Annotated in this window: 20 protein-coding genes; 11 read left to right on the top strand and 9 right to left on the bottom strand. The window is 69.0% G+C overall.

What is annotated here, in order from left to right; genetic code table 11:
• The first annotated feature begins 38 nt into the window (after positions 1-38).
• Entirely contained in the window at positions 39-1,061 is a 1,023-nt protein-coding gene (locus tag BFN33_RS11940; protein ID WP_069759924.1) for a LacI family DNA-binding transcriptional regulator, read from the top strand.
• A 24-nt stretch (positions 1,062-1,085) separates the two neighbouring features.
• Here BFN33_RS11940 and BFN33_RS11935 read toward each other — a convergent pair whose 3' ends face one another.
• Complete coding sequence (locus tag BFN33_RS11935; protein ID WP_218108972.1) at positions 1,086-1,829, bottom strand: MgtC/SapB family protein; 744 nt, start codon at positions 1,827-1,829, stop codon at positions 1,086-1,088.
• A 255-nt stretch (positions 1,830-2,084) separates the two neighbouring features.
• Here BFN33_RS11935 and BFN33_RS11930 point away from each other — a divergent pair, with 255 nt between their 5' ends.
• From BFN33_RS11930 to BFN33_RS11905, 6 genes are all read left to right on the top strand, one after another.
• The gene (locus tag BFN33_RS11930; protein ID WP_069759923.1) at positions 2,085-2,990 is read left to right on the top strand and encodes a carbohydrate ABC transporter permease; all 906 of its coding nucleotides are present in this window, start codon (positions 2,085-2,087) and stop codon (positions 2,988-2,990) included.
• The gene (locus BFN33_RS11925; protein ID WP_079140773.1) at positions 2,987-3,880 is read left to right on the top strand and encodes a carbohydrate ABC transporter permease; all 894 of its coding nucleotides are present in this window, start codon (positions 2,987-2,989) and stop codon (positions 3,878-3,880) included. Before BFN33_RS11930 ends, BFN33_RS11925 begins: the two co-directional genes overlap by 4 nt.
• A 47-nt stretch (positions 3,881-3,927) precedes the next feature.
• On the top strand, positions 3,928-5,304 hold the full coding sequence (locus BFN33_RS11920) for an extracellular solute-binding protein (RefSeq protein ID WP_069759922.1): 1,377 nt from the start codon (positions 3,928-3,930) through the stop codon (positions 5,302-5,304).
• Positions 5,305-5,368: 64 nt separating this feature from the next.
• Positions 5,369-5,983 (top strand): hypothetical protein, encoded by a 615-nt coding sequence (locus BFN33_RS53130; protein WP_069759921.1) that lies wholly within the window; start codon positions 5,369-5,371, stop codon positions 5,981-5,983.
• Positions 5,980-6,606, top strand: a complete 627-nt coding sequence (locus BFN33_RS53125; protein WP_069759920.1) for an HAD family phosphatase — start codon at positions 5,980-5,982, stop codon at positions 6,604-6,606. The genes BFN33_RS53130 and BFN33_RS53125 overlap by 4 nt, the downstream gene beginning before the upstream one ends.
• Positions 6,607-6,661: 55 nt before the next feature.
• Complete coding sequence (locus BFN33_RS11905; RefSeq protein WP_069759919.1) at positions 6,662-7,393, top strand: dienelactone hydrolase family protein; 732 nt, start codon at positions 6,662-6,664, stop codon at positions 7,391-7,393.
• 218 nt (positions 7,394-7,611) lie between these two features.
• Here the strand turns inward: BFN33_RS11905 and BFN33_RS11900 are convergent, their stop codons facing one another.
• Positions 7,612-8,541, bottom strand: coding sequence for a LysR family transcriptional regulator (locus tag BFN33_RS11900; protein ID WP_069759918.1), 930 nt, complete (start codon positions 8,539-8,541; stop codon positions 7,612-7,614).
• Between the two features lie 112 nt (positions 8,542-8,653).
• Here BFN33_RS11900 and BFN33_RS11895 point away from each other — a divergent pair, with 112 nt between their 5' ends.
• Positions 8,654-9,664: a helix-turn-helix domain-containing protein gene (locus BFN33_RS11895; RefSeq protein WP_069759917.1), complete on the top strand. Its 1,011-nt coding sequence runs from the start codon at positions 8,654-8,656 to the stop codon at positions 9,662-9,664.
• A 209-nt stretch (positions 9,665-9,873) separates the two neighbouring features.
• A complete protein-coding gene (locus BFN33_RS11890; RefSeq protein WP_069759916.1) occupies positions 9,874-10,059 on the top strand; it encodes a hypothetical protein in 186 nt (61 codons plus the stop codon).
• Between the two features lie 123 nt (positions 10,060-10,182).
• Here the strand turns inward: BFN33_RS11890 and BFN33_RS11885 are convergent, their stop codons facing one another.
• From BFN33_RS11885 to BFN33_RS11855, 7 genes are all read right to left on the bottom strand, one after another.
• Complete coding sequence (locus BFN33_RS11885) at positions 10,183-11,025, bottom strand: RNA polymerase sigma factor SigF (protein WP_079140772.1); 843 nt, start codon at positions 11,023-11,025, stop codon at positions 10,183-10,185.
• A 182-nt stretch (positions 11,026-11,207) separates the two neighbouring features.
• Positions 11,208-13,013 carry an RICIN domain-containing protein gene (locus BFN33_RS11880; protein WP_069759914.1) on the bottom strand — a complete coding sequence of 602 codons (1,806 nt, stop codon included), beginning with the start codon at positions 13,011-13,013 and terminating at the stop codon, positions 11,208-11,210.
• 21 nt (positions 13,014-13,034) lie between these two features.
• Complete coding sequence (locus tag BFN33_RS11875; RefSeq protein WP_069759913.1) at positions 13,035-15,200, bottom strand: beta-galactosidase; 2,166 nt, start codon at positions 15,198-15,200, stop codon at positions 13,035-13,037.
• Positions 15,201-15,264: 64 nt separating this feature from the next.
• The gene (locus tag BFN33_RS11870; protein ID WP_069759912.1) at positions 15,265-16,212 is read right to left on the bottom strand and encodes a carbohydrate ABC transporter permease; all 948 of its coding nucleotides are present in this window, start codon (positions 16,210-16,212) and stop codon (positions 15,265-15,267) included.
• Positions 16,209-17,147 (bottom strand): carbohydrate ABC transporter permease, encoded by a 939-nt coding sequence (locus BFN33_RS11865; RefSeq protein WP_069760243.1) that lies wholly within the window; start codon positions 17,145-17,147, stop codon positions 16,209-16,211. The genes BFN33_RS11870 and BFN33_RS11865 overlap by 4 nt, the downstream gene beginning before the upstream one ends.
• A 103-nt stretch (positions 17,148-17,250) precedes the next feature.
• Complete coding sequence (locus BFN33_RS11860; protein ID WP_069759911.1) at positions 17,251-18,645, bottom strand: ABC transporter substrate-binding protein; 1,395 nt, start codon at positions 18,643-18,645, stop codon at positions 17,251-17,253.
• A 403-nt stretch (positions 18,646-19,048) separates the two neighbouring features.
• Positions 19,049-20,185 carry a LacI family DNA-binding transcriptional regulator gene (locus BFN33_RS11855; protein WP_079140771.1) on the bottom strand — a complete coding sequence of 379 codons (1,137 nt, stop codon included), beginning with the start codon at positions 20,183-20,185 and terminating at the stop codon, positions 19,049-19,051.
• A gap of 1,218 nt (positions 20,186-21,403) precedes the next feature.
• Here BFN33_RS11855 and BFN33_RS11850 point away from each other — a divergent pair.
• Positions 21,404-23,545, top strand: coding sequence for a glycoside hydrolase family 36 protein (locus tag BFN33_RS11850; protein WP_069759909.1), 2,142 nt, complete (start codon positions 21,404-21,406; stop codon positions 23,543-23,545).
• Between the two features lie 38 nt (positions 23,546-23,583).
• Complete coding sequence (locus BFN33_RS11845) at positions 23,584-25,095, top strand: glycoside hydrolase family 43 protein (RefSeq protein WP_069759908.1); 1,512 nt, start codon at positions 23,584-23,586, stop codon at positions 25,093-25,095.
• Positions 25,096-25,159: the final 64 nt, after the last annotated feature.

Below are 25,159 nucleotides of genomic sequence, written 5' to 3'. Positions count from 1 at the left end.
GACGACATTGACCGAAGCGTGATGGGGAGCTGGAACGGATGGCGAGGGCCCGCGGCAAGGCTCCTACGATTGTGGACATCGCTGCGGAAGCGGGGGTGTCCAAATCCGCCGTGTCACGCGCCCTTTCGGGACAAGGTGAGGTGAGCGCCGCGACCCGGGACCGGGTCGAGCGCGCCGCCCGCAAGCTCGGGTACGTGGCCAATGCCATGGCACGTGGGCTTGTCGCCTCGCAGACGAAGACGGTCGGTGTCCTGCTCCGGGACGTCACCCGGCCGTTCTACGCCTGGCTGCAGACTGCGATGCAGCGTGCGGCCGAGGAACGCGGCTACCAGATCGTCACCGCCACGAGCGCCGCCGACCTGGGCGTGGCCGACGCGCTGCGTGCGCTGACAAGCCTCGTCTCCTTGCAGGTGGACGGCCTGGTCGTGTCGTCGGCTCGGCTGCCCTCGGAAGAGATCGTCCCGTTCATCGAACGCGTACCGATCGTGGTGGCCGGCCGCCGCGAGACAAGTCGCGGCATCACGAGTGTGTTCTGCGATGACGCTGACGGCGGCGCGATGCTGGCAGACCATCTGCTGCAGCTCGGGCACGGACGCATCGCGGTGGTCCTGACCGACCACTCGTACTCGCTGAGCCAGTACGCCCGGGGCATTTCCATGATCGAACGCATCCGGGCCGCAGGGAAAACCGCCGTTGTCTGGGAGGCCGCCTCGGACAGAGAGGCGGGCCAGGTGATCACCGACCGGATCGACGGCTCCGGGGTCACGGCCATCATGTGTCCCACGGACTCGGCTGCCGTCGACGCCCTGGAAGTGCTGCGGCAGCGGGGGGAATCGGCACCCGAGGAGTACGCGGTGACCGGTTACGACGGATTCGGCCCGCTGGCCACCCCTTATCTGGGGCTCACCACGTTCCGCCAGCCCGTGGAGGACATCGGCAGAACCTCGATCGAGCTTCTGATCGACAGAATCGAAGGCAAGACGGACCAGGACCGCCTGGTCGAACTCAGGGGCACTCTCGTCGAAGGCCGGACAGCGGCCGGGGTTCGTCGGCCGACTTGATCGGTGCTCGGCCTGCCGGCCCGATCAGTCGTCGGTTTCGGCCGGCCACCACCGACTGGACGTCACCTTCGGGTCCAGACCGATCCGCTGGACGGCGACCTCCAGACCTGCAGTGTCTCCGGCGTGCTGTGCGGAGACACCCGCCATGACCTTCGTCTGCGAACTCTTCCCGGGCCGTATGTCGAGCGACCGCAATGTGTACTCCGGTCGGTCGACCGCCTGCAGTACCAGCGCCCTGATGCGCGGCTCGCTCTTGTCGGTGGTGACGACCTCGAGCATGAAGTCGGTCGGTACGTCGTCATCGTCCGCTTGCTGCAGCGGTGCCCCGAGCCGCCGTTGGCGTCCGTTGACGAATCGACCCAGGGGCCGCAGGAGGGTGTTGGTGGCGATGATCGCCACGCAGCCGATGATCGCCATGACTTCCATCCCGGCTCCGGCCAGAGAGCCGACCGCCGCCGCGCACCACAGGGTCGCGGCCGTGGTCAGTCCTCTGATGTTGAACCCGTCCCTCAGGATCACGCCGGCCCCGAGGAAACCGATCCCGGACACGACCTGAGCCGCCACGCGCGTGGGGTCAGCCCCGGGGTTCTCGCCGAGTCCCACGGCTCCCATGACGACGAAGAGCGAAGCGCCGACGGAGACCAGGGCGTTGGTCCGGATGCCCGCGGTGCGCAGGCGCCACTGCCGCTCCATGCCGATCGCCGCGCCCAGCACCATCGCGATGAGGATTCTGAGCGCGAGCCCGAGGGTGACACCGGGGTCTGACACAGGACACCCCTTTCCTGTTCGGCCGTAGGTTCCGGCACACCATCGGACCGGGAGCGTTCCCGGCCGCAGGTTACGCGGATCACCCCTGTCCAGCAAGGACAACGGGCTGCCGATACGGACTATTGTCGCAACCTGCCGTTTGCCAGAACGTCGCTTGTTCCCGTCGTCGGGCCTCTGATACGTTCACGCCATTGCCAGCCCGGGAACGTTCCCGTAACGTCGCGGACATGCTGTACGCCGGGCAGAGGAGTTCATATGCCTTCAAACACGTCGTCTTCCCTGGCGGCCGGGTGGCGCAGAAACGGCGTCGGCCCGTGGCTTGTTCTGCCGACTGCCGCGCTGCTGGCGGTCTTTGTCTTCAGGCCGCTCGCCCGGAGCGTGCAGCTCAGTACCTATGCCAGTGACCTCATCGGGAATCCGACGCGGTTCGTCGGCCTCGACAACTACACCTCGTTGCTGTCGGACCCGGATTTTTTGCACACGGTCGTCGTCTCGGTCGTCATCGCCCTGCTGGGCATGTTCCTGGCGACCTTCGGCGCCCTGGTCGCGGTGCTTCTCCTGCGCGGCCGGCTTCTGGGCGGCGGGATCTTCAACGTGGTTTTCTCACTGCCGTTCGCGTACTCCGCGGCCTCGGCTTCGACGGTGTTCGCCGGGCTCTTCGCACCGTCGGTGGGAGTTCTCAACATCATCCTCGGCAACCTCGGAGTATCCGGTCCGCACTGGCTGGACAGCCCTGTCGCCGCAGTGTGGTCGATCGCCATCGCGACCGCCTGGTACGAGTTCGGGTTCGCGTTCCTGGTGCTGACGGCAGCTGTGCGTGACGTGCCGCCGGAGGTCATCGAGGCTGCGCAGCTCGACGGCGCGGGCGGCTTCCGCCTCGCGGCCCGCATCCTCGTGCCCGTCATGCGGCCGAGCATCCTGTTCCTGGTGGTGACGCAGACGATCACGGGACTGCAGTCGTTCGCCCAGATCCAGGTGCTGACCCGGGGCGGACCCGCGGGAGCCACGACCAACCTGGTCTACCGCATGTACCAGTTGGCCTTCGGCAACGGAACTCCGGACTTCGGCCGGGCATCGGTCATCGCGGTCGTTCTCGTTCTCATTGTCGCCGCGATCACGGCGCTGCAGTTCCGGCTGCTCGGACGGGAGAAGACAGCATGATCTCGACAGACGTCAGGCCGGCACGGATGGAGCCCGAGGCAGTCGCGGCGCCCCGATCCGGGCGCGGAGTGCACGTTCCGGGAGTGTGGGCCATCGTCCGGTTCGCAGCTGTGCTGGTCTTCGCGGCGATCGTCTTCCTGCCTGTGTACGTCTCGTTCGTCGGAGCTTTCACACCCAACGGGGAGTTCGCGCGCAGCGGGATCCTTCCCGACCCCGCCGATGTGACGCTCGGCAACTTCCACGAGGCACTGACGGCGATCCCGCTGGTGCACGAGTACTTCGTGAGCGTCGGCGTCGTCACACTGCAGACGCTCGGGCAGCTGCTGACCGGTGCGCTGGCGGCATACGCCCTGGTCTTCCCGCGCTGGCGGGGCCGGAAGATCGCCTTCGTCCTGGTCCTTGTCACGCTGGCGATCCCCGCCGAGAGCATCGTCATCCCCAACTACGAACTCGTCAGCTCGATCGGGCTGCGCAACACGATTCTCGGGGTCGTGATCCCGTACCTGGCAGCGGGATACCCGGTCTTCCTGCTCCGTCAGGCGTTCGCCGCCGTGCCCACCGAGATCTGGGAGGCGGCACGGATGGATGGCGCCGGCGACCTCCGGGTCCTGTTCACGATCATCATGCCCGCATGCCGGCCCCAGGTCACCAACGCGGTGATCTGGAGCGCCCTGGCCGCGTGGAACGGCTTCTTCTGGCCGCTGCTGATCACCGACACGGCCGCCGCCCGCACCATCCAGGTCGGCATTTCCCAGCTCTCCGCCTCCGAGGCGGCCAGCCCGGCGGTCATCTTCGCGGGTGCCGTCCTCGTGGTCGTCCCCACGATCCTCCTCGTCATCTTCGCCCAGCGCTTCCTCATCAACGGCCTGACCCGCGGTGTCCTGCGCTGAACCGGCCCGTCCCTCCTCACTGATCCGACTGATCCGAAGGAAGCGTCATGAAGAACAGATTCGCGGCTGCGGCCATAGCGGTAACCGTCATGGCCGGCTCAGCGGCCTGCAGCTCGACCTCGAGCGGGAACGACAGCGCGTCCTCCGTACCCGACGCGTCCGCTCTGAAGAACGCCAAGGGCGTCACCGAGATCACGGTCTGGCACGGTCTCGGTGCCGCCAACGGTGTCGCCTTCAACGAACTGATCAGCCAGTTCAACGCAGCCAACAAGGGAAAGATCCACGTCAAGGCCACCTTCCAGGGCATCTACGCCGACCTCCTGGCCAAGTACACGGCGGGCCTGCGCGGCAACTCCACCCCGACCATCATGGTCGCCGGTGACATCGCCACCGGGTTCATGACCGACGTCAGGAAGAGCATCCCGGCGGCGGACATGGCCAAGGCCAACCCCGGTGACCTGAAGCTCGCCGACCTGTCAGCGGCAGGCCGCAACTACTACACGGTCAACGGCAAGTTGCAGGCCGTCCCGATGAACATGTCCACCCCGGCACTGTGGGTCAACCGCGACCTGCTCGCGAAGGCCGGCATTCCCATGAGCGCCGACCTCAGCACGCTGGACGCCGTGGTCGCGGCGGCCAGGACCGTGGCCGAGAAGACCGGTCAGAAGGGCTTCACCATGCCCGACGACGACTGGTACATCGAACAGCTCGCCGCCACCGCGGGCCAGGACTTCTGCACACCGGACAACGGCCGAAAGGGCACCGCCGCCTCCGGCATCACCATCAACACCGGCGCGGCCAAGTCGGCCATCACGAAGGTGGCGGACCTCTATCGCACGGGGGTGGCCGTGGACGGTGCGCCCGACGGCTCCGCTGCCCTCTCCGGCTTCCAGGCCGGCAAGGTCGCCTTCCTGCTGAACAGCTCGGGCGCCCTCGGCGCGCTGAAGAGCGGCACCTCGTTCGACTACGAGGCCCTGCCGTTCCCCACCACCGGTCCCGAGGGCAGCTCCGGCCCCGTCATCGGCGGCTCCGCCCTCTGGCTCAGCAGCACCGCCACGGACGCGCAGAAGGTGGCCGGCTGGAAGCTGGAGACCTTCCTCACCTCGGTCGCCGCTCAGGAGCAGTTCAGCCACGCGACCGGATATGTGCCGGTCAACACCAAGACCGACGCGTCCTCCGCCCAGCAGGCGTACCTCAAGGCGAACCCGAACTTCCAGACGTTCACCACCCAGATCAAGAACACCCCGATCGTGTCGGCACCGGCCGGCTGCGTGACCGGCGCGATGACCGCCATCCGCACCGGCAACATCAACCAGATCCAGGCCGCCTTCGCCGGCCAGAAGTCGATCGGCGCGGCACTCGACCAGGCAACCGCCGACGCCGAGAAGGCGATGAAGGCGTACCAGGGCCAGCGAGGCCAGTAGCCGGCCCAACCATCACCATCACCGCCACGGCCACTGCCCTCGCCAGAACAGAAAGGGATGACCCTTGACGGACATCCGCTACGGCATTTTCCTCCGGCCCGACCCGGCGACGTGCTGGGCCGTCACCCAGGTGACCTTCGCCCTGAACCGGCAGTTCGGACTCGTATCGGCAGGGGCCTTCCCACCGCACGCCACCCTCATCGGGAATCTGTGCACCCGCGCCACCGAGGCCGAACTCATCGCCGCCCTCGATCCCGTCTTCGACAACGTCACGCCATTCCCCGTCTACAACCAGGGCATCACCCGGACAGGGACAGGCGCCTACGAATACGACATCAATCTCGACGCGTCCGGGAACCGGCCCAACGAACCGCTCGGCCGAGTCGCCGGCGCGGTGGCCAAGGCGGTGGCACCGCTCTCGGTCCCCGTCGACGACTTCATGGTGACCCCGGTGGCCGAGTACAGGTTCGCCGCACATCTCGGCCTGGCGAGCCACGAACTGGCCGTCGACAGCCGGCTGAGCAAGGAGGTCGGGGACTTCCTGGCAGGCCTCCCGGTGCACGCGCCCGAATCCTTCGCCGCACGCTGGTACTCACTGTTCGAGTTCCAGGCCGACTGGAGCAGCCACTGGTGGCAGAACATGTCGTGGCGCCACCTCCACTCGTGGGAGACCGTATGACACCCTCCAGGGCAACCGCCGCGAGCGTTGTCATCTTCGATCTCGGTGAAGTGCTCGCCACCCCGACAGATCTGTACGCATCGCTGGCGGCATGCCTGCCCCAACGGGCTGCGGCTGTGGAAACCGCCTACTGGGCGCACCGTGACGCGTACGACCGGGGCGGTACGGCGCAGGCCTTCTGGACCTCAGTCCTCACCGATCTCGGCACCCCTGTGACACCCAGCCTCATCGCCGACCTGACCTACATCGACACCCAAGCGTGGACGACCGTCCGTCCTGACGCCACGTCCCTCCTCAAAGCCCTGTCGGACAGCGGCATCCGGGTCGGGGTACTGTCCAACGCGACACTCGAGATGGCCACGGCCGCCCGCGCGACCCCGTGGGCCGAGTACATCACCGACTGGTTCTTCTCGTGCGAGCTCCGCCTGGCCAAACCCGATCCCGCGATCTACCACCACGTCACGAAGGAACTGGCGCTCCCGGCCGACTCAGTCCTGTTCATCGACGATCGCCGCGTGAACGTGAACGCCGCCCTGGACGCCGGCTGGAACGCCCACTTGTGGACCTCGGGCCCGGACACCGCGAACCTGCTGACCGACGTGGGACTGCTCCGGCCCGTCTGACCACGGTTGGCACGGGTCTCCCTACAGCTTCGCATCCCGAAAGGCCCACGACGCTATGCGCTTTACTTCTGAGACGTCGTCCGACGGCGTCTTCGAACAGCTCTTCCTCCTCGGTGACATCCCTGGAGCGCTGTGGACTCCACAAGGTGCCGACGGGACCCGCCCGCTGATCGTCCTGGGGCACGGCGGCGGTCAGAGCAGGAAGGCCCCTGACATCGTGGCCCGTGCGCGCCGTTTCGTGGCCGAGTGCGGTTTCGCCGTGGTGGCTGTCGATGCGCCCAGCCACGGCGACCGGCCGGAACATGAGGAGTTCACCCGGATTGCGACCGAGTACGAGGCCCGGCTCGGCACCCGTGAGGGACTGGCCCCGCTGATCGCCGACTTTCAGGCGCTCGTTGTCGGCCAGATTGTGCCGGAATGGCAGACAGTCCTCGACGCGGTCCAGATGCTAAGTCACGTTGGCATTGGGTCAGTTGGCTACTGGGGTGTGTCGCTCGGCTGCGTGATCGGCGTCCCGCTTGTCGCCACCGAACCGCGCGTCCGGGCGGCGGTGCTGGGCCTGGCCGGTTCCGAGGTGTCAGCCGAGGCCGCCGCGCGGATAGCCGTCCCGGTCGAGTTCCTCGTGCAGTGGGACGATGAACGAGTGCCACGGACCCAGAGCCTGGCACTGTTCGACGCCTTCGCCTCAACCGAGAAGACACTGCACGCCAACCCCGGCAAGCACGGTGAGGTCCCGGCGTTCGAGATGGACAGCGCGCTACGTTTCTTCGCTCGACACCTTGGCTGATGTCGCCAGATGGGAGCGTTCAGCGCGCACTGGCCAGAGTGTGGCCGGCGCGGCAATAGGACTTGCCCGGCGGGTGGCAGCACACTTGCCGCTTTCCCGGGGAGGCGCAGTTGAACTGTCATCGACGTACTGCGCGAAACGCCCTTCTGGGACCGGTACTCCGAGGTCGTCGAACTCGCCACCCTTGGTGCGCTGTCGCCGCCGACGTCCCGCTCTCGTCACCCCTCCGACATGGCTGTCTGGCGGGCTGCCTCACGCAGGGCGGACACGGCCGGTGCGTTGCGGTGGTCCGGAAGCCAGGCCAGTTCGGCCGTGGAGAGGCCCAGTTCGGGGCAGTCGACGTAGGTGATGCCGGCGCGCGGGTACAGGCGGCGGGCCGCGGAGGGCAGGAAGGTGATCGCCCTCCCTTGGGTGACGGCGAGGACCATGGCCTCGGTGTCCCTGACGACGGGGCCGAAGCGGACCGTTGTGCCGTCGGGGCGGGGATTGACGGTCAGGTGGTTCCACCATGACCGGGGCACTTCCGGCGGCATGTCGACGACCATACGATCGGCGAGGTTGCCGAGCGTCAGGATGTCCCGGCCGGCGAGCGGGTCATCGGCGGACAGGCAGACCACCCGCGTCTCGGTGGCCAGTTGGAGGGACTGGATCCCGCCGGGCAGGGGGCCGCGGAGGAAGGCGGCGTCGACCTCCCCGGTGAGCAGAGTGCTGAACATGTCGACGAAGGTCAGGTTGCGGACCTCTATCTCGAGATCCGGGTGCTTTCCGCGCAGGCGGGACAGGATGGCCTGGGCGTAGGGCATGGCGGCCTCGGCCCCGAGGCTGCCGATCCTCAGGAGCCCGCGCGCCGCGCCGGCATGACGGTCGGCCGCCTGACGCAGCCGGGCCATGGCATCGACCACTGCCCCGGCCTCCTCGGCGATGGACCGGCCGACCGCGGTGAGCCGCACACTTCCGCCGCCGCGTTCGACGAGTACGACACCGAGCCGCTGCTCCAACGATCGGATCTGCTGGCTGAAGGCGGGCTGAGTGACGTAGACCCGCGCTGCCGCGCGCCCGAAGTGAAGCTCCTGCGCGAGAACCAGAAAGAGCCGGAGTTGGTGGAAGCTCGGCTCTCGTTTGGCACCGGATCCGCCACCAGGACTCATAAACGAAAGTTTATCGACAAGAAGGTCATCCTCTCCCAGCTCTCGGCTTTCCCCTCCAGACCCACTACATCAGGATCTATGGGGCCGACTACCTCCCTTCGCAAGGAGCCACTTGCTTCGTATCCACTTCGGCTGGCGCGATCTGGAGAACATCCGGATCGCCCAACAGCCAGAACCGCTGTGGGAGTTGATGTGCGCGGTGTGCCGCCTCCAGACGTCCCAGGGGCTGGTGGAGTTCGGGCATTGGCGCCGCGAGACAGGTCGGCGGCTGTCGCGGGACCGACGCGCCTCGCATGCCCTGCACACCCTGCGCAGCGTCATCCCGGCCTCCGGCTACATCCCCGACTTCCTCACGCCTTCGGCCACGGGCGAGTGCCTGGAGGCGGGGCTCGACACGCTACGGGCGACGCCCCGTGATCGATTAGCCGCGGAACTGACGCGATTCGCCGACACAAGGCCGGTGCCGGGCTGGATGCGTGGCCCCCACGAACCGGCCGTCGCCTCGCTCACACTGGTCTCCGACGCTCTACGGGCCTCGTTCCGGACACTCCTGGAACCCCACTGGCGGCACGTCCGCTCGGCGGTGGTCGACGACGTCGCGGTCCGCACGCGCGCGGTGCTCGGCGGAGGGAGCGCCGCCCTGCTGGAGGGCCTGCGCCCCTTCGCGAGATGGAACCCGCCGTATCTGGACGTCGACTATCCCGTCGACCGGGAACTGCGGCTGGAAGGGCGGGGGTTGACGCTCGTGCCGTCGTACTTCTGCTGGCGCAGACCCACGGCCCTTGCTGATCCCGACCTCGACCCGGTCCTCGTCTACCCCGTCATGAAGCAGCCGCTCGACATCGCGAAAGCCGGCGAGGAGCGGCTGGAACGATTGCTCGGGCGGACGAGAAGCGCTGTTCTCGTCGACGTGGCCGGTCATCGCACCCGTACCACCACCGAGTTGGCGCGGGCTCTCGGGCTCGCACCGGCCAGTGCGAGCTATCAGGTAGGTGTCCTGCGCGGTGCGGGACTCGTCGTCAGCAGGCGCGACGGCAAGCACGTCGAGCACACGGCGACGCCCCTGGCCCTCAACCTGCTGGCCGGCACCGGGACGACGTTTCGAAGAGGTTCGAAAACATAGCGGCCCGTGCAGGGGCGTGGCACTCTTTTCGCAACCGTTGACGACCAGGGAGAACCACATGGGGCGTGCCGTCAAGGCTGCGCTGATCGCGCTCTTGGTGCTCGGCTGTTGCTCCGTCATCGCCACCAGGTCGGCACCGCCCCAGAGCGTGACGATGACGGCACCCTAGCGGGCGGGAACAACGTCGGACACGACCGATGGGGGAACAAATGAACGTGCACAAGCGGGCGATCACCGTGCTGTTCCTGGCAGCAATCGCCCTGGGATCAATCGGCGCACCCGCCATGGCGGCACCGATGCCGTGGGAAACCAGTAAGGTGCCGGCAGTCCCGGCCGCGTCCGACGGACCGAACGGCACCTTCACGGTCCAGTGTGCGCCTCCCTGCTACCAGTAGGCGCAGCGAGCCTCGCCATTCGCATCAGCTCGGTTCATGCTGACCCGCACGGCGGGTCGACTGCCACCGGTCGCCCGCGCCGGGGCCGGACACCGACCCGTCCGCGCCGACCGGCGGCAGCGCTCAGTGGCTGCTGAGCATGCCCTCGCGCAGGCGGGCCAAGAGGCGGGTGATCAGGCGGGAGACGTGCATCTGGGAGACGCCGAGGTGTTCGGCGATCTGGGCCTGGGTGAGTTCCTCGACGAAGCGCCAGTGGATGATCTTCCGGTCGCGTTCGTCGAGTTCGGCGATCATCGGTGCGAGTGCGTGGAAGTCCTCGACCAGGCCGAGCGCCGGGTCCTGGTTGCCGATGAAGTCCGCGAGGACACTCTCGCCCTCCTCGCTGCCGCCGATCGCCGCGTCCAGAGAAGCCGACCGGTAGCCGTTCGAGGCCAGTCGGGCCTCGACGATCTCCTCCTCGGGCAGACTCATCAGCTCGGACAGTTCCCTGGTGGTCGGCGTCCGGCCCAGTCGGCTGCTCAGCTCCTCGCTCGCGCGGGCCAGCTGCACACGGGCCTCCTGCAACCGGCGAGGCACGTGCACGGCCCAGGAGGTGTCGCGGAAGAACCGCTTGATCTCACCGACGATGTAGGGGACGGCGAAGGAGGTGAACTCCACCTCGCGGGACAGCTCGAACCGGTCGATCGCCTTGATCAGACCGATCATGCCGACCTGGACGATGTCCTCCATCTCCTCCTGGCCGCGGCTGCGGAACCGGCCTGCCGCGTAACGGACCAGGGAGATGTTCATCTCGATCAGGGTGTTGCGCGCGTACTGGTACTCGGGCGTGCCCTCCTCCAGCACCGCGAGCTGCTCGAAGAACAGCTTCGACAACTCCCGCGCGTCCTTGGGAGCCACCTGGGACGGGTCGGTGATCTCCGGCATGGTCACCGTCTGTCCGGCGGTCCGCACGGTCGTCGTCGCCATGATGTGCCCCTCCCACTGTGTCGGTCTCGTGTCAGCCTGTCCGCTGACCGATGATCATCCGTCTACCCCCGGCTTGAACACGCATGCCCGCGAATTTTACTGCCGGCGTGGCCGGGTTCCGGCGATCGAGCCGGAACCCGGCCAGGTTCCTCCGGCCCTGTCCGGGTTTGCGGGCAGAAGGCCTAGCGGACCAGTTTCCAGTCCTGTGAGCCGTCGTCGGCGGCGCTCTGGAGGGTCAGCGGGGCTCCCGCGGACGCTCCCGTCAGGTAGAGGGCGGTGTTCTTGACCGCCTGGAGCCGGTAGTAGCCGTCGGGGGTCTTGACGAGGTTCCAGCTGCCCGACGCGCTGTTGTCGACCCACTGGCCGATCCGCTGGCCGGCCGTGGCGTTGCCGGTCCAGATGGCGGCCGCGCGGCCGCCCGACTTGTTCAGCAGGGTCGTGCCGCCGTTCGGTTCGGTCACGACGTGCCAGTACTGGGTGTCCTGGTCCGCCGCTGCACCGGCGTCCTCCAGGGCTACGTCGGGCACGTCGCCGTTGCCGAGGTTCGCGTCGTTGGTCCTGTTGCCGGTGCCGATCACCTGGCCGGTCCTGCGGTTGACGAGCCGGTAGTACGTGCCGGCCGAGTCCCCGAGGTCGACCTCGGCGTAGGCGATCGTGGAGGTGCCCTGGTTGTTGAGGATCGCGATGCGGCCGGTGCCGTCGACGTACTGGAGGTTGCGGCTGTAGCCGGCCGGCGAGGTGGTCTGGTACTCCGTCCACACCCCGTCGCTGCGACCGCTCTCGTTGACCCACACGTCGCCGCTGTTCGACGCGTTGTAGACCAGGCGTCCGTCGGGCAGCCTGATCAGGACCGGACTGCCGCCGCCCGCGAGCGGGTGGGAGCCGGCGACGACCGGGAGCGAGCCGACGGACATGCCGGTCTGGGTGCCGCGGAAGAACGTGAGCGGATCGTCGGCGATGGCGTAGCGGGTGTTGGCCCCGCCACCCCAGTACTCGAAGGTGAGCATCCACTTGCCGTCGGCCGTACGGACGACGTTGGTCATGCCCGGACGTCCGCCGCCGATCTCGGTCTTGCCGCCGCCCATGTCCTGGACGGATCCGGAGATGTCGACGACGGGGTCGCTCCATGCGGCGTTCCCGCCGTCCCAGGTGCGGTGCACGAGGATCTGGCCGTGCGAGTCGGTGGCCGTGTCGTTGGCGGGATCCTTCTTCGGGACACCGGTGACCGGGTCGAAGCCGGTGTAGTCGTTCTCGTCGGAGTAGTAGCAGACCAGCTTGCCCTGGTAGACCATCAGGTACGGCTCCCAGAGCGGGTCCACCTGCCGGTACTTGTTGGCGGTCGCGATGTTCTGCCCGACCGCGCCCGCGCTGCCGCCCTGCCAGCCGGCGGTCGAGACGACGTTGACGACCTTCCAGCTGCTGCCCTGGTCGGTGCTGGAGTACAGGGCGATGGCCATGTCGCCGCGGTCGCCGTCGTTGTTCGGCGTCCAGCCCGGGTCGGCCGCCTTGTGCTCCTTGTAGTAGTAGTCGTCACCGGAGACGACACTCGCCAGGAGCAGCGTGCCGGCCTTCAATCCGCCGACGCTCTGCGGGAGGACGTAGAGGTACGGGTTGGTCCAGTTGCTCGTGTACTTGGCGTACTTGGGGTCCTTGGAGAGGTACGCCGGTGCCTTGACCTCGGACAGCGGCTGCCAGCTGGTGCCGTGGTCGTCGCTCTTGTAGACGGGCAGGGTCTGCCCGTCGGCGCTGCCCGACGTCGGCACGACGGTGGACTTCTCGAACGACGCGACCAGCCGCCCGCCGGGGAGTTGGGCCGACTTCGGGTAGACGGCGCAGTTGCCCCGGCCCTTCAGGCAGGGGTCGCTGCCGAGCTGGTAGAGGATTCCGCCCGTCGGGTTGTAGGCCTGCGCACTGACCATGGGTATCGCGAGTATCGCGGATGTGGCCGCGAAGGTTCCGAGGGCTCGTCCAAGCCTTCTTCTCTGCATTGCCCCTCCTCAGGGGATGGATCAGGATGGGTCGGTTGCTTCGGAGGCCGGCGCGCTGTCGGCGTCGGTTGAGGCGAGAACGCGTACGTCCCACGGGCCGAGGTTCAGAGCCGAGCCTGCGAAGACGGAGGTGCCCGTCAGGGCGTCGGAGAGGTCCACCGGTGCGGGGACGCTCGCGGGCTCCCAGCTCCAGTTGTGGACGATGTGCACACGGCTTCCGTCGGGTGAGGTGCCGGTGGTCGCGGTGACGGACGCGGGAAGGTCGCGCCATCCGCTCCGCGCGACCGGGACCAGCCACTCGGCCAGCGCTTCGGCGAGGTCTCGACCCGGCACCGTGCCGACGGTGGTGACGCGGCCCGCACCGTGGCTGCGGCTGGTGACCGCGGGCCAGCGGCCGTGGTGCGGGTGCTCGTACACGGCGAGAACCTCGGCGTCGACGACCGTGAGGCCCTCGGCCCAGTGGGCCGCCGTCGCCTGAGCCGGCACCTGGAGCGGGCCACCGGGTACGGCGCGGACCGGGACCGTCCCCACCAGGTTGCTGAATTCGTCGTACTGGACGCCCGCGGCCTCGGCGAGACGGCCCGGCGCCGGTTCGTGCCGGGCCCGGGCCTCGTGGTCGGCGTAGCCGGTGCGCGGGCCGAGGACCAGGTGGCCGCCCGCGTGCGCGTAGGCGGCGAGCCAGTCGAGGGCGGCGTCGGCGGCGATGTACAGCGCCGGTACCACCAGCACGGGGTGGCGGCGCGCGGCCTCTTCCGGTGCCATCCGCTCGTACAGCTGCCGGGCGTGCACGATCCGCACCTGACGGCCGGCGTCGAAGGCGCCCCGATAGAAGGGGTCGAAGATGCGGTGGTAGGCGGCGGGGTCGGGCGAGCCGTCCGGCTTCGCGAGCGGCGGGTACTTCTGCATCAGCCACTTGCTCGGCATCGAGTAGACCATCGTGATGTCGGCGTCCGGTTCGAGTCCGGCGACGAGCGGTCCGGCCTTCGCGAACTCCGCGCCCAGCCGGGCGACTTCGGCGTAGGTGCGGCCTGGCTGTCCGCTGTGCGGGAGGACTCCGCCCCAGTAGGTCTCGGCTCCGAAGCGGAGGGTCTGCCACTGCCAGTACTCGATCATCCGGGCGCCGCGTGCCACGTGCGCCCATGCGGCCTGGCGCCACTGGCCGTCGTAGCCGGGCCTGTTGTCCCAGGCGAAGCCGATGGAGTTGGCGTTGGTCTCGGTGACGAGGAAGGGCTCCTGGCGGGAGGAGAACATCCAGTCCGCGGTCTCGTACATCGACCACACGCCGGTGGTCTTCCAGACCTGCTCGTGCTCGTCCGGTGTGGGGTCGGGCAGCAGCAGGCCGTCCTGCATGTCGTAGTACGGGTTGCCGGAGGCGATGTCGAGGCGATCGCTCATCTCGTCGTCCGCCACGCCTTGGCGGGTGTAGGAGATGCACGTGGTGACGAAGTGCTCGGGCCTGGCGTACTCACGGACGATGTCCGCCTGCCACCCGATGAACTCGGTGACCTGGCGGGCCTGGAACTCCCGCCAGGCGACGTCGTACTGAGGCTGTTCGTTGCCGTCCGGGGTCCACAGGTCGGCCCAGGTCGACAGGCGGTGCGACCAGTACACCAGCCCCCACTCGCGGTTGAGGGTCTCGACGTCGCCGTACTTGTCGCGCAGGTGGTCGACGAACCGCTGGAAGACGCCGTGGTTGTGGAAGAGATGGAGACCGGGTTCGTTGTCGACCTGCCAGCCGATGACCGCCGGATGGCCGGCGTACCGGGCGACGACCTTCCGGATGATCCGCTCGGCGTGGAAGCGGAAGGCGGGGTGGGTGAAGTCGGCCTCCTGTCGGGCGCCCCAGCCGATGCATTCGCCGGTGCGCCTTTCGCCGGTGATCTCCGGGTACTGGCGGGCCAGCCACGGCGGAACGGCGTAGGTCGGGGTGCCGAGGATGACGGAGAGGCCCCGCTCGTGGGCGCCGTCGAGGACCGGCTGGAGCCAGTCGAGATCGAACCGACCGTTCTCGGGCTCCCAGGTCGACCAGACCGACTCCCCCACGCGGATCACGGTGAAGTTCGCCTCGGCCATGAGGTCGAGGTCGGTCTTCAGCCGTTCGTCGGGCCGCAGTTCAGGGTCGTAGGCGGGCGTGTACTCGTGGTAGTACGCGGCACCGAACAGGACGCGGGCGGGCAGAACCGCCATGGGGGAACCTCCGAAGAGTCAATGGGGGGTGGGGCGGTGCGTCGGCGCGAAGGTCGGCCGGGCGTCACTGCTTGACGCCGCCGGCGGCCAGACCGCTCTGCCAGTACCGCTGCAGGAGCAGAAAGGCGACGACGAGCGGGATGACGGAGATGAGGGACCCGGTCACCACGAGCGCGAGCATGTTGCTGTTCGCTCCGCTTCCGCCGCCGAAGGCCTGGGACGCCCAGGAGGACAGGCCTACCGTGACGGGGTACAGCTTCGGGTCGTTGAGCATGATCAACGGCAGGAAGTAGTTGTTCCAGGTCGCCACGAGGGTGAAGAGCACGACGGTCACCAGGCCGGGCGCCAGCAGCCGCAGCGCGATCGTGACGAAGATGCGCAGTTCACCGGCCCCGTCGATGCGCGCGGCCTCCAGGAGACTGTCCGGGACGGCGTCCGCGGCGTAGATGCGCATGAGGTAGAGGCCGAACGGGCTGACCAGGGAGGGCAGCACGATCGCCCAGGGCGTGTTGACCAGGTCCGCCTTCGCGAAGAGCAGATAGGTGGGGATGGCCAGGGCGGTGGTCGGGATCATGATGGCGCCGAGCACCAGGGCGAAGGCCGCGTTGTTGCCCCGGAACCGGTACTTGGCGAATCCGTAGCCCGCGGCGGCGGCCAGGAGGGCGGCACCGAGTGCGCTGCCGACGGAGTACAGGACCGTGTTGAGCAGCCAGTGCAGGAAGACCCCGTCGTCGTGGGTGACCGTCTCCCGGACGTTCGCGAGCAATTGAGGGGCGTGTGAGAACCACAGGCCGAAGGTGGTGAAGAGGTCCTGGGTGCTCTTGGTCGAGGAGACCGCGAGCCAGAACAGCGGCAGCAGGAAGTAGGCCAGGACGGCCAGCATGACGATGGTCAGCGGGGTGCTGCGGCGGCCGACCGACCGCCGGCGCTGTCCCCGGGCGGTCCGTCGTGCGCCGGTCGTGGTGGTGCGCGGGGCCGACCGGGACGTGGAAGGGGAGGTCGTGGTCGTCACGAGGTCCTCCTGCGGTTCGCGATGAACAGGACGGCGTAGGAGAAGATCACGATGACGAGGCCCAGGAAGAAGGACACCGCGGCCGAGTAGTTGACCTGCTGGCCGGTGAACGCGAGGGAGTAGGCGTAGAGGTTCGCGGTGTACGCGTTGTCGATGACGTCGGGCGCGACGGGCTGCAGCAGCTTCGGCTCGTTGAAGAGCTGGAAGCTGCCGATCACGGAGAACAGCAGGGTGAGCAGCAGCGCGGGGCGCAGGGCGGGGAGCTTGAGGGACCAGGCGATGCGCCAGGCGCCGGCGCCGTCCATCGCCGCGGCCTCGTACAGCTCCTGGGGGACGGTCCGCAGAGCCGCGTACAGGATGATCATGTTGTAGCCGACGAACTCCCAGGTCACGATGTTCGCCAGGCTTGCCGGCATCCATCCGTCGCTGAGGAAGTGCGGGACAGGCAGGCCGAGCTTCTCGCTCAGCTGGGCGAACGGCCCGAAGTCCGGCCCGTAGAGATAGCCCCACATCAGGGTGGCGACGACGCTCGGGACGGCGTACGGCACGAAGATGCCCAGGCGGATCACGCGCGCGAGCCGCAGCAGGCCGCTGTCGAGAGCGAGCGCGAAGGCCAGGGCGAGCAGGAGCATCAGCGGGACCTGGATCACGAAGAACGTCGCGACCCGCAGGACTCCCTGGCGCAGGAGCGGGTCCTTCAGGGCGGTCACGTAGTTGTCCAGCCCGACGAACGCGTTCCCGCCGATGAGCTGTTCCCGGAACAGGCTGAGGTAGGCGGCGTAGCCGAGCGGGGCGAGGAACATCAGCAGGAACAGCACCATGAACGGTGCGACGAACAGGGGACCTGCCGCACCTTGACGCAGGCCACCGAGTGGGCGTCGCTTCGGCCCCGTTCGGCGCGGCTCCTCGGTGGAGGCCACGGTCGTGGCAGTCATCATCGGGCCTTTCTGGTGGGAAGGGGTGGCCTCGTGGGAAGGGCCGGCCGGGCGCGGGTCCCGCGTCGCCGCCGTAGGGCATCGGCGCGGGACCCGCCGGACATCACGGCGTCTTGACGGTGAAGCCCTGGGCCTTGGCGTAGGTGGTGAGCCGTGACTGCCACGCGTCGAGGGCGGCGACGGCGTCCTTCTTCCTGGTGAGTGCCGTGCCCACGGTCTCGGTCCAGTCGGTGACGGCCTGGTCGAGGAACGGCGGCCACTGGAAGTCGGGGCTCACCGTTTTGCCGATGTCGGCGAACGCCTGGTTGACCTTCTGTCCGCCGTAGAAGGAAGCCGCCGCACCGGTGAAGGACGGGTCCTCGAGCAGAGGCTTCGTCGCCGGGAAGAACGACTGCTTGGTGTTGAACAGCTTCGCGCTGGCCGGGTCGCTGTTGAGGAACTGCGCGAACACCGCGGCCGCGATGGGGTTCTTGGTCTGCTTGATGACCGCGCTGGTCGAACCGCCCCAGTTGCCCGAGCTCGGCTTCGACGCGTCCCACTGCGGCAGCGGGGCGGCCCGCCACTTGCCCGCGGTGGACTTGGCCGAGCCGGCGAGGAAGACCGGCCCCCAGGCAGCGGTGATCCAGGTGGCGTACTTGCCCTTGTTGAGCGCGGAGAACCAGGCGTCGGTGAAGTCCGGCTCGACGCCGATGACACCCTCCTGGGCCAGCCCGCCCCAGTAGGCGGCGAGCTTCTTGGAGATCGTGTCGTCGACGTCGATGGAGACGTTGCCCTTGCCGGAGGTCGCGTAGGGCTTGGCGCCCGCCTGCCAGAGCAGGCCGTGCCAGGCGGCTGCCTCGTTCCCGGCCAGGTTGGTCAGGTAGACCTCCGGGTCGGCCTTGCGCAGCTTGCGTGCCGCGGCGGCGAAGTCGTCCCAGGTCTTCGGCGGCTCGATGCCGTGCTTCTCGAAGATGTCCGCCCGGTAGAGCATGCCCATCGGACCGGTGTCCTGCGGGATCGCCCAGATCTCGCCCTTGGGGCCGCTGACCTGTCCCCAGGTCCAGTCGACGAACGTGTCCTTCAACTTGGCGGCGCCGTAAGGGTTCAGGTCCAGAAGGCTGTCCGTGATCGTGAACGTGGGAATGGCCTGGTACTCCATCTGCGCCACGTCCGGGGCGCCGCTGCCGGCCTTGATCGCCGTGCGCAGCTTCGTGTAGTGCTGCACGCCCTGGCCCGCGTTGACGACCTTGACCTTGATCGCCGGGTACTTCTTCTCGAAGAGCGCGACCTCCTGGTCGATGTCGGGAACCCACGTCCAGAACGTCAGCTCGGTCGGCTTCTTCATCGCCGCGTCGATGTCTGCCTGGCTGACCGGCTTCGAGGACGAGGAGGCCGTACCGCCGCCGTCACCGCCGCCGCAGGCGGACAGGGCGGCACCCAACGAGACCGCTCCCGCGGCGGTGAGCAGGAGCCGACGGCTCATCTGGGACTGGCTGGGGGTGGAGTGGGATCTGCGCATGACGAACTCCCGCCGATGGCTGAGGAATGGCACGCCGAGCACGGGCGTGCCTAAGGAGGTGATGAGGAGTGGAGGGTGAGGAGGAAGACAGGAGGCTCGGACGCGACGGCCAGGACACGGAGGTCCGGCATGGCACGGGTGCACGTCTTCGCGGACGCCGCCCGGGGGTTCCACCTGCTGCGGAGGGGGAGACCCGTGGACGGGAGGGGTTACGGGTGGAGCGGAGAGCTGGGGCGGCGGGGTTGCTCAGTGGCTGCCGCCCGGAGGGGAGGACGAGTCGCGTCGTCGGGGTGACGAACTGTTCGGGGATGCGAGGCCGGCGGGAACAGGACAGGTACGGCGGCTCGCCTCACGATGGCTTGCCCGGCTGGGGAACGCTGTTTCCCGGTGCGGTCGGTGTTGATCAGTTGTATGTGGCTGCACCTCCGTCCCGGGGCGGGTCGGTCCGGCTCCCACTCGGAGAAGAGGCCAGGGCCCGGTCCCGGCCCGGGGTCGTCCGGGTCGGCGGTGGGGGCCCGGTCGAGGCACGGACCACGAGGTCGACCGGTGGTTCAACGGCCGACAGGGGTGGTGCGTCCGGGTTCTCGATGGAGTGCACGAGGCGTTTGAGCCCCTCCTGTGCCACGGTGTCGAAGGGTTGGCGCATCGTGGTGAGAGGGGGAGTCACATAGGCGGCGACCGGAATGTCGTCGAAACCCACGACGCTGACGTCCTCCGGCACCCGTCGGCCGGCTTCCGCCAGCGCGCGGACGAGACCGATCGCCATATCGTCGTTGGCGGCGAACACCGCGGTCATGTCGTGGTCGCGGGCCAGTTCGCGACCCGCCGTGTAGCCGCTGGCGGCCGACCAGTCGCCCTCGACGACGCGGGGTACCGTCCTGCCGTGCGCGGCGAGCGTGGACCGCCAGCCCTCCAGCCGGTCCCGGGCGGCGTACCACCGCCACGGACCGGCGAGATGGTGGACGGTGTCGTGCCCCAGTTCCAGCAGGTGTTCGGTCGCCCTACGCGCCATCAGATCGGCGCCGACGCCCGCGGCCAGCGTCCTGGGCACGGACAGGGGTGGCGCCCCGAGGACAAGGACCGGTACGTCGACGCGGGCGGAGAGGTCGTCGCCGTGTCCGTCGTCGATCGGCTCGGAGATGACGATGCCGTCGACGCCCTGCTCCAGGAGTGAGTCCACGGCACCGGCGACGCCCGTCGGGTCGCCTTCCACGGTGTTGACCACGCGAAGGGCGTATCCCGTGTCCCGTACGGCACGTTCGACCCCCATGATCAGTGAGGCGGGTCCGTACAGGGCGGTCCCGAGCGTCACCACGCCGATGGACCGGGTACGCCCGGAGGCCAGTGCCCGGGCGGCGTTGTTCAGCCGGTATCCGAGTTCCTCACCGGCTTCCAGGACGCGGCGGCGTACGTCGGCGGAGACGTACGGCTCGTCGTTGTAGACCCGGGACACGGTCTTCTGGGAGACGCCCGCCAGCTGGGCCACATCCACACTGCGCGGTGCGCCGGAACTGCCGCCCCGCCCTGCGCCTCGCCTCATGGTGGCTCCAGATGTTGGTGACCGGTGGTGGCCGGCATCCGTCTGACTGCGCTGACATGTCTACGCAGTCATAGTGCGGCCGTCAAGCGCCTGAAACGGATTCGTAATCTTGCGCGGGCGGCGACGGGATTCTTGCCGGAGGGAGGTCTCCGAGTCGGTCGAAAGCCTTGACGCGTCTGCTCTGACTGCGTAGACAGAGTGCGGCAAACCTTCGTGTCACGGGCGCCCGGGAGCGACGGATCGCGACCGCCGTTCGCCTGCGGGGAGCCGGGCCGCTGCCGGTCGCCGAGAGCTGAGCGCGCGCCGCAGCCGGCGCTGCCCTGTTGTCTGCACCGTCTGGTCATCTGGCCGCTCGGCGGCGACCGTCGCCCGGCCGCTGTGGCTGCCGGCTACAGATGCGGCGATCTCGACCGGCAGTCGGTCGCCGGGCCGGCATTCCCACGCCACGGTCGCCTCACCGACCCGGGACACCCCGCGCGCACCTCCGTGCCGTACGGAAGGCGGCGACGGTGAGGCCCTCGACAGTCGGCACGTACCGGTGCAGCAGCCCGATCCGCTCATCGAGCGTGCGCCGCCCACGAAATGGAAGTCGACCGGCGGCGGAACAGGGACGACGGGAAGACCGACGAGGGCCGCCTGAGCAGCCCGATTAAGGCGGGAATCGAAGCGCTTCGACGCTGGCATCGGCACTCGTGGAGTGTCACCAGGCAGGCATTAAGGAAGCTTCTTGGCGTTGCCCCTCTTGTTTAGCGAGAAACATGTCATTAACGTACCCCGCCAGGTGAAGCGCTTCGACGCGCTTCGAACCGCCGACGGGAAGCACCGCGTCATGACCAACAAGTTGAACCGGACATGCTTCCTCGGCACAACGGCCGCCGCGATGGCCCGCCTTCTGTCGTCCCGCGGAAGCGGCGAGCGGCCGCAGACCGGCACAAACATCGCTCGCGCCAGGCCTGAAGAAGGTACTGACCGTCCACGCACCCGTGGCGAACGAGCTCTGCGCGCAGCATTGCTGACGATACGTCAGAACACTCCCTGGCCCGAGTCCCCTGTCCCGAAGGACCAGCCATGACCTCGCGCAGCCTCACCGACCGTCTCCGAACCCGGCCACGACCTGCTCACGGGCGGCACGGTCGCCGAACTCGCCGCCGGTGGCAGCGCCGTACTCCGTATCGCCTGAGCACACGTCTTTCTCTCCCTCTCCTCGGAAAGGCAGCAATGACCAGCGCACCCCAGATCGTCCGATGGGGCCACCGGGCCCTGGAGGCCGAGGTCGTCGTCGGCGAGGACGGCATCGCCCGCCTCACCCGTCTCGGCCTCCCCGGCGGACTGCCTCCCGAGCGGCGGTCGTGGCCTCCGCTGCCCCTGGTGGAGGTGACGGCTGCGGGGCACGGCCGCGCCTGGTCGGGCGGGCGCCTCATCGACTCGTACATCGGCGGGCGGCTGCGTCACCGCGCGCACCGTGCCACCCGCGACGGCGACTGGCATGTGCTCACCGTCGAACTCCACGACCCGGAGACCGGGCTCGCCGCCGAGGTGACCTACCGCTGGCCGGACGGGGTGCCCGTACTGCGCGGCGAGGTGGTCCTGCGCAACGAGGGGGACGCCACCCTGCACCTGGAGTCCGTCTCCTCCCTCGTCGTCGGGCCCCTCGCCGACGGTCCGGACGCCATCGACGGCGCCGACCTGCTGTGGGCCGAGAACGACTGGGTCGCCGAATGCCGTTGGCAGCGGCGACCGATGCGGGTGTCCTCGCCGGTGATCGGCGACCGTGTCGCGGTCTACGACAACGGCAAGGGTGAGTTCACGCAGAGCGGGCGGGGTGTGTGGTCCAGTTGCGGACGGCTGCCGATGGGCGGCCTTACCGACCGTCGCCCCAGCCGCACCTGGCTGTGGCAGATCGAGCACAACGGAGGCGGCTGGCACTGGGAGTGCGGCGAGCGCGACACGCTGGCCTACCTCGCCCTGTTCGGCCCGACCGACATCCACCACGGCTGGCGGCATCCGCTGGAGCCGGGCGCGGAGTTCCGCACCGTGCCCGTCGCCCTCGCGTTCAGCGACGCCGGGGGCCCCGACGAGGCGTTCGCCGCGCTCACCCGCTACCGCCGGGCCGCCCGCCGCCCGCACGCCGACCACCACCGGCTCCCGGTCATCTTCAACGACTACATGAACTGCCTGATGGGCGACCCCACCACGGAGAAGCTGCTGCCGCTTGTCGACGCGGCGGCCGAAGCGGGCGCGGAGTACTTCGTCATCGACGCCGGCTGGTACGACGGCGAGAACGGCGGCTGGTGGGACAGCGTAGGAGCCTGGGAGGCGGCCGCGTCCCGGTTCCCCGGCGAGCGCGGCATCCACGAGGTGCTGGACCGCATCCGGGAGCGCGGCATGGTGCCCGGTCTGTGGCTGGAGCCCGAGGTGATCGGCGTCCGCAGCCCCATGGCCAAAGCCCTTCCGGACGAGGCGTTCTTCCGCCGGGACGGCGTCCGCGTCACCGAGACCGGCCGCCACCACCTGGACCTGCGCCACCCCGCCGCCCGTGCCCACCTGGACCAGGTCGTGGACCGCCTGGTCGGCGAGTGGGGCGTCGGCTACCTCAAGCTCGACCACAACATCGACCCCGGCTCCGGTACCAGCGCCCACCCCGGCGAGACCCCGGGCGCCGGACTGCTCGGCCACAACCGCGCGCACCTGGACTGGCTCGACGGCATCCTGGACCGCTATCCGCACCTGGTGGTGGAGAACTGCTCCTCCGGCGGCATGCGCTGGGACTACGCGCTGCTGTCCCGGCTGCAACTGCAGTCCACCAGCGACCAGCAGAACCTCCAGCTCTACGCCCCCATCGCGGCCTCCGCGCCCACCGCCGTCACCCCCGAACAGGGCGCCGTTTGGGCCTACCCGCAGCCGGAGGACTCCCTCGACGAGGTGGCCTTCACCATGGCCAACGCCCTCCTCGGGCGCATCCACCTGTCCGGGTTGCTCCCGGACCTGCCGCCCGAGGCCCGTGCCCTGGTCCACGAGGCCGTCACCGTGTACAAGGCCATCCGGACCGACCTGACCCAGGCGGTGCCCGCGTGGCCGCTGGGCCTGCCGGCCTGGGACGACCCGTGGCTCGCCCTGGCGCTCCACACCCCGGTCACCACCTATCTCACGGTCTGGCGCCGCGCCGGTGCGGAGACCAGCACGACCCTGCCGCTGTCCCCTCTGCACGGCCGTGCGGTCCGCGTCGACGTGCTCTACCCCGCAGCGAGCCAGGTCGTCGCCTCCTGGCACCCGGACACCGCCGCCCTCACCCTCACGCTGCCCGCGGCCCCTTCCGCGGTGCTCCTCCGCCTCGCCCACGCGGCGTCGGACACCCCCTGAACACACCGACACACCCCACTCCGAAGGGACTTGACCGAGTGTCAGAGACATTGCGGGCGGCTGCCACCCTGGCCAACCCCGTCATCCCCGGCTTTCACCCCGACCCCAGCGTCTGCCGTGTGGGAGACGACTACTACCTCGTCTGCTCCAGTTTCGAGTACTTCCCCGCCATCCCCGTCTTCCACAGCCGCGACCTGGTCCACTGGACACAGCTCGGCAACGCCCTGGACCGGCCGAGCCAGCTCGGCCTCACCGCCGCCACCCTGTCGTCCGGCGGCATCTACGCTCCCACCCTGCGCCACCACGACGGCCGCTTCTGGCTGATCGTCACCAACGTGACCGAGGGCGGCGGCAACGTACTGTTCACCGCCACCGACCCCGCCGGCCCCTGGTCCGATCCCGTCCGTCTGCCCGGGGTTCCGGGTATCGACCCGGATCTGGCCTGGGACGAGAACGGCACCTGCTGGTGCACCTCCGCCGGCGGCGGACAGGTCCGTATCGACCCGTACACCGGGGAGACCCTCGGACCGCCGCGCAAGGTCTGGGCCGGCACCTCCGGAGCCCTGGCCCCCGAGGCCCCGCACCTGTATCGCATCGGCGCCTACTGGTACCTCCTGATCGCCGAGGGCGGCACCGAGCGCGGTCACAGTGTCTCGATCGCCCGCGGCCGCACGCCCGACGGCCCCTTCGAACCGTGCCCGAACAACCCGGTCCTCACCCACCGCGGCACCCATCACCCCGTCCAGAACACCGGGCACGCGGATCTGGTCCAGGGGCCCGACGGCTCCTGGTGGATGGTGCTGCTGGGCGTCCGGCCGCGCGGCGGGACCCCGGGCTGGCATGTGCTGGGCCGCGAGACCTTTCTCGCGCCGGTGAAGTGGGTGGACGACTGGCCCGTCGTCGACGAGGTCCCGTCCGTCCTGCCCGTGCCCGCCTGGCCGCTGGTGCCCGGCCCCGCCGAGGAGGTCCGGGACGACTTCGACCTCAGCGAACTGCGGCCGCGGTGGATCTCCGTACGCGACCGTCCCGCCGAGTACTGCACCACCAAGGAGCGGTCCGGCCATCTGACCCTGCGTGCCCGCGGTGACTCCCTGGACGAGCCGGACGTCGTGTTCGTCGGCCGTCGCCAGGAGCACCTGTCGTGCCGGGTGCGGGCCCTGATCGACCCGGCCGAGGGGCGCGGTGGTCTCGCCGTCCGCCTCGACGAGGAGCACCACTACGAGATCGAGGCGGCCGAGGGCGAGGTGCGCGTCCTCAGCCGTGTCGGACCGTTGCGCACGGTCGTGGGATCGCGGTCCGTGCCCGCCGGTCCCGTGGTGCTCCGTCTCCAGATCTCCGACGCCCCTGACAAGGGCCCCCGCACCGGTCCCGACATCCTCACGCTCGGCGTCGAGGAGCCCGACGGGACCTTCACCCCTCTCGGCGAGCTCGACGGCCGCTACCTGTCGACCGAGGTGGCCGGCGGCTTCACCGGACGGGTCATCGGCCTGTACGCGGCGGCCGGCACGGTCCACTTCGACTGGTTCGACTACGAGCCGCTCGTCCCCTGAACCAGTTGCCTTGAACTCCATTCCCCCCACGGGCGGAACGTCCGCTCACCAACAGAAAAGGATC

Origin of the sequence: Streptomyces sp. LUP47B (assembly GCF_001746295.1) — a bacterium.
Taxonomy (GTDB): domain Bacteria; phylum Actinomycetota; class Actinomycetes; order Streptomycetales; family Streptomycetaceae; genus Streptomyces.
Note: the sequence above shows the minus strand (reverse complement) of the source record. Positions and strands in the feature narration are given on the sequence as shown.

Bases quoted from the DNA above. Each gene is read 5' to 3' on its own strand.
- BFN33_RS11940 (WP_069759924.1), top strand. From the start codon at position 39: ATGGCGAGGGCCCGCGGCAAGGCTCCTACGATTGTGGACATCGCTGCG.
- BFN33_RS11930 (WP_069759923.1), top strand. From the start codon at position 2,085: ATGCCTTCAAACACGTCGTCTTCCCTGGCGGCCGGGTGGCGCAGAAAC.
- BFN33_RS11925 (WP_079140773.1), top strand. From the start codon at position 2,987: ATGATCTCGACAGACGTCAGGCCGGCACGGATGGAGCCCGAGGCAGTC.
- BFN33_RS11920 (WP_069759922.1), top strand. From the start codon at position 3,928: ATGAAGAACAGATTCGCGGCTGCGGCCATAGCGGTAACCGTCATGGCC.
- BFN33_RS53125 (WP_069759920.1), top strand. From the start codon at position 5,980: ATGACACCCTCCAGGGCAACCGCCGCGAGCGTTGTCATCTTCGATCTC.
- BFN33_RS11905 (WP_069759919.1), top strand. From the start codon at position 6,662: ATGCGCTTTACTTCTGAGACGTCGTCCGACGGCGTCTTCGAACAGCTC.
- BFN33_RS11900 (WP_069759918.1), bottom strand. From the start codon at position 8,541: ATGAGTCCTGGTGGCGGATCCGGTGCCAAACGAGAGCCGAGCTTCCAC.
- BFN33_RS11890 (WP_069759916.1), top strand. From the start codon at position 9,874: ATGAACGTGCACAAGCGGGCGATCACCGTGCTGTTCCTGGCAGCAATC.
- BFN33_RS11885 (WP_079140772.1), bottom strand. From the start codon at position 11,025: ATGGCGACGACGACCGTGCGGACCGCCGGACAGACGGTGACCATGCCG.
- BFN33_RS11880 (WP_069759914.1), bottom strand. From the start codon at position 13,013: ATGCAGAGAAGAAGGCTTGGACGAGCCCTCGGAACCTTCGCGGCCACA.
- BFN33_RS11875 (WP_069759913.1), bottom strand. From the start codon at position 15,200: ATGGCGGTTCTGCCCGCCCGCGTCCTGTTCGGTGCCGCGTACTACCAC.
- BFN33_RS11865 (WP_069760243.1), bottom strand. From the start codon at position 17,147: ATGACTGCCACGACCGTGGCCTCCACCGAGGAGCCGCGCCGAACGGGG.
- BFN33_RS11860 (WP_069759911.1), bottom strand. From the start codon at position 18,645: ATGCGCAGATCCCACTCCACCCCCAGCCAGTCCCAGATGAGCCGTCGG.
- BFN33_RS11855 (WP_079140771.1), bottom strand. From the start codon at position 20,185: ATGAGGCGAGGCGCAGGGCGGGGCGGCAGTTCCGGCGCACCGCGCAGT.
- BFN33_RS11850 (WP_069759909.1), top strand. From the start codon at position 21,404: ATGACCAGCGCACCCCAGATCGTCCGATGGGGCCACCGGGCCCTGGAG.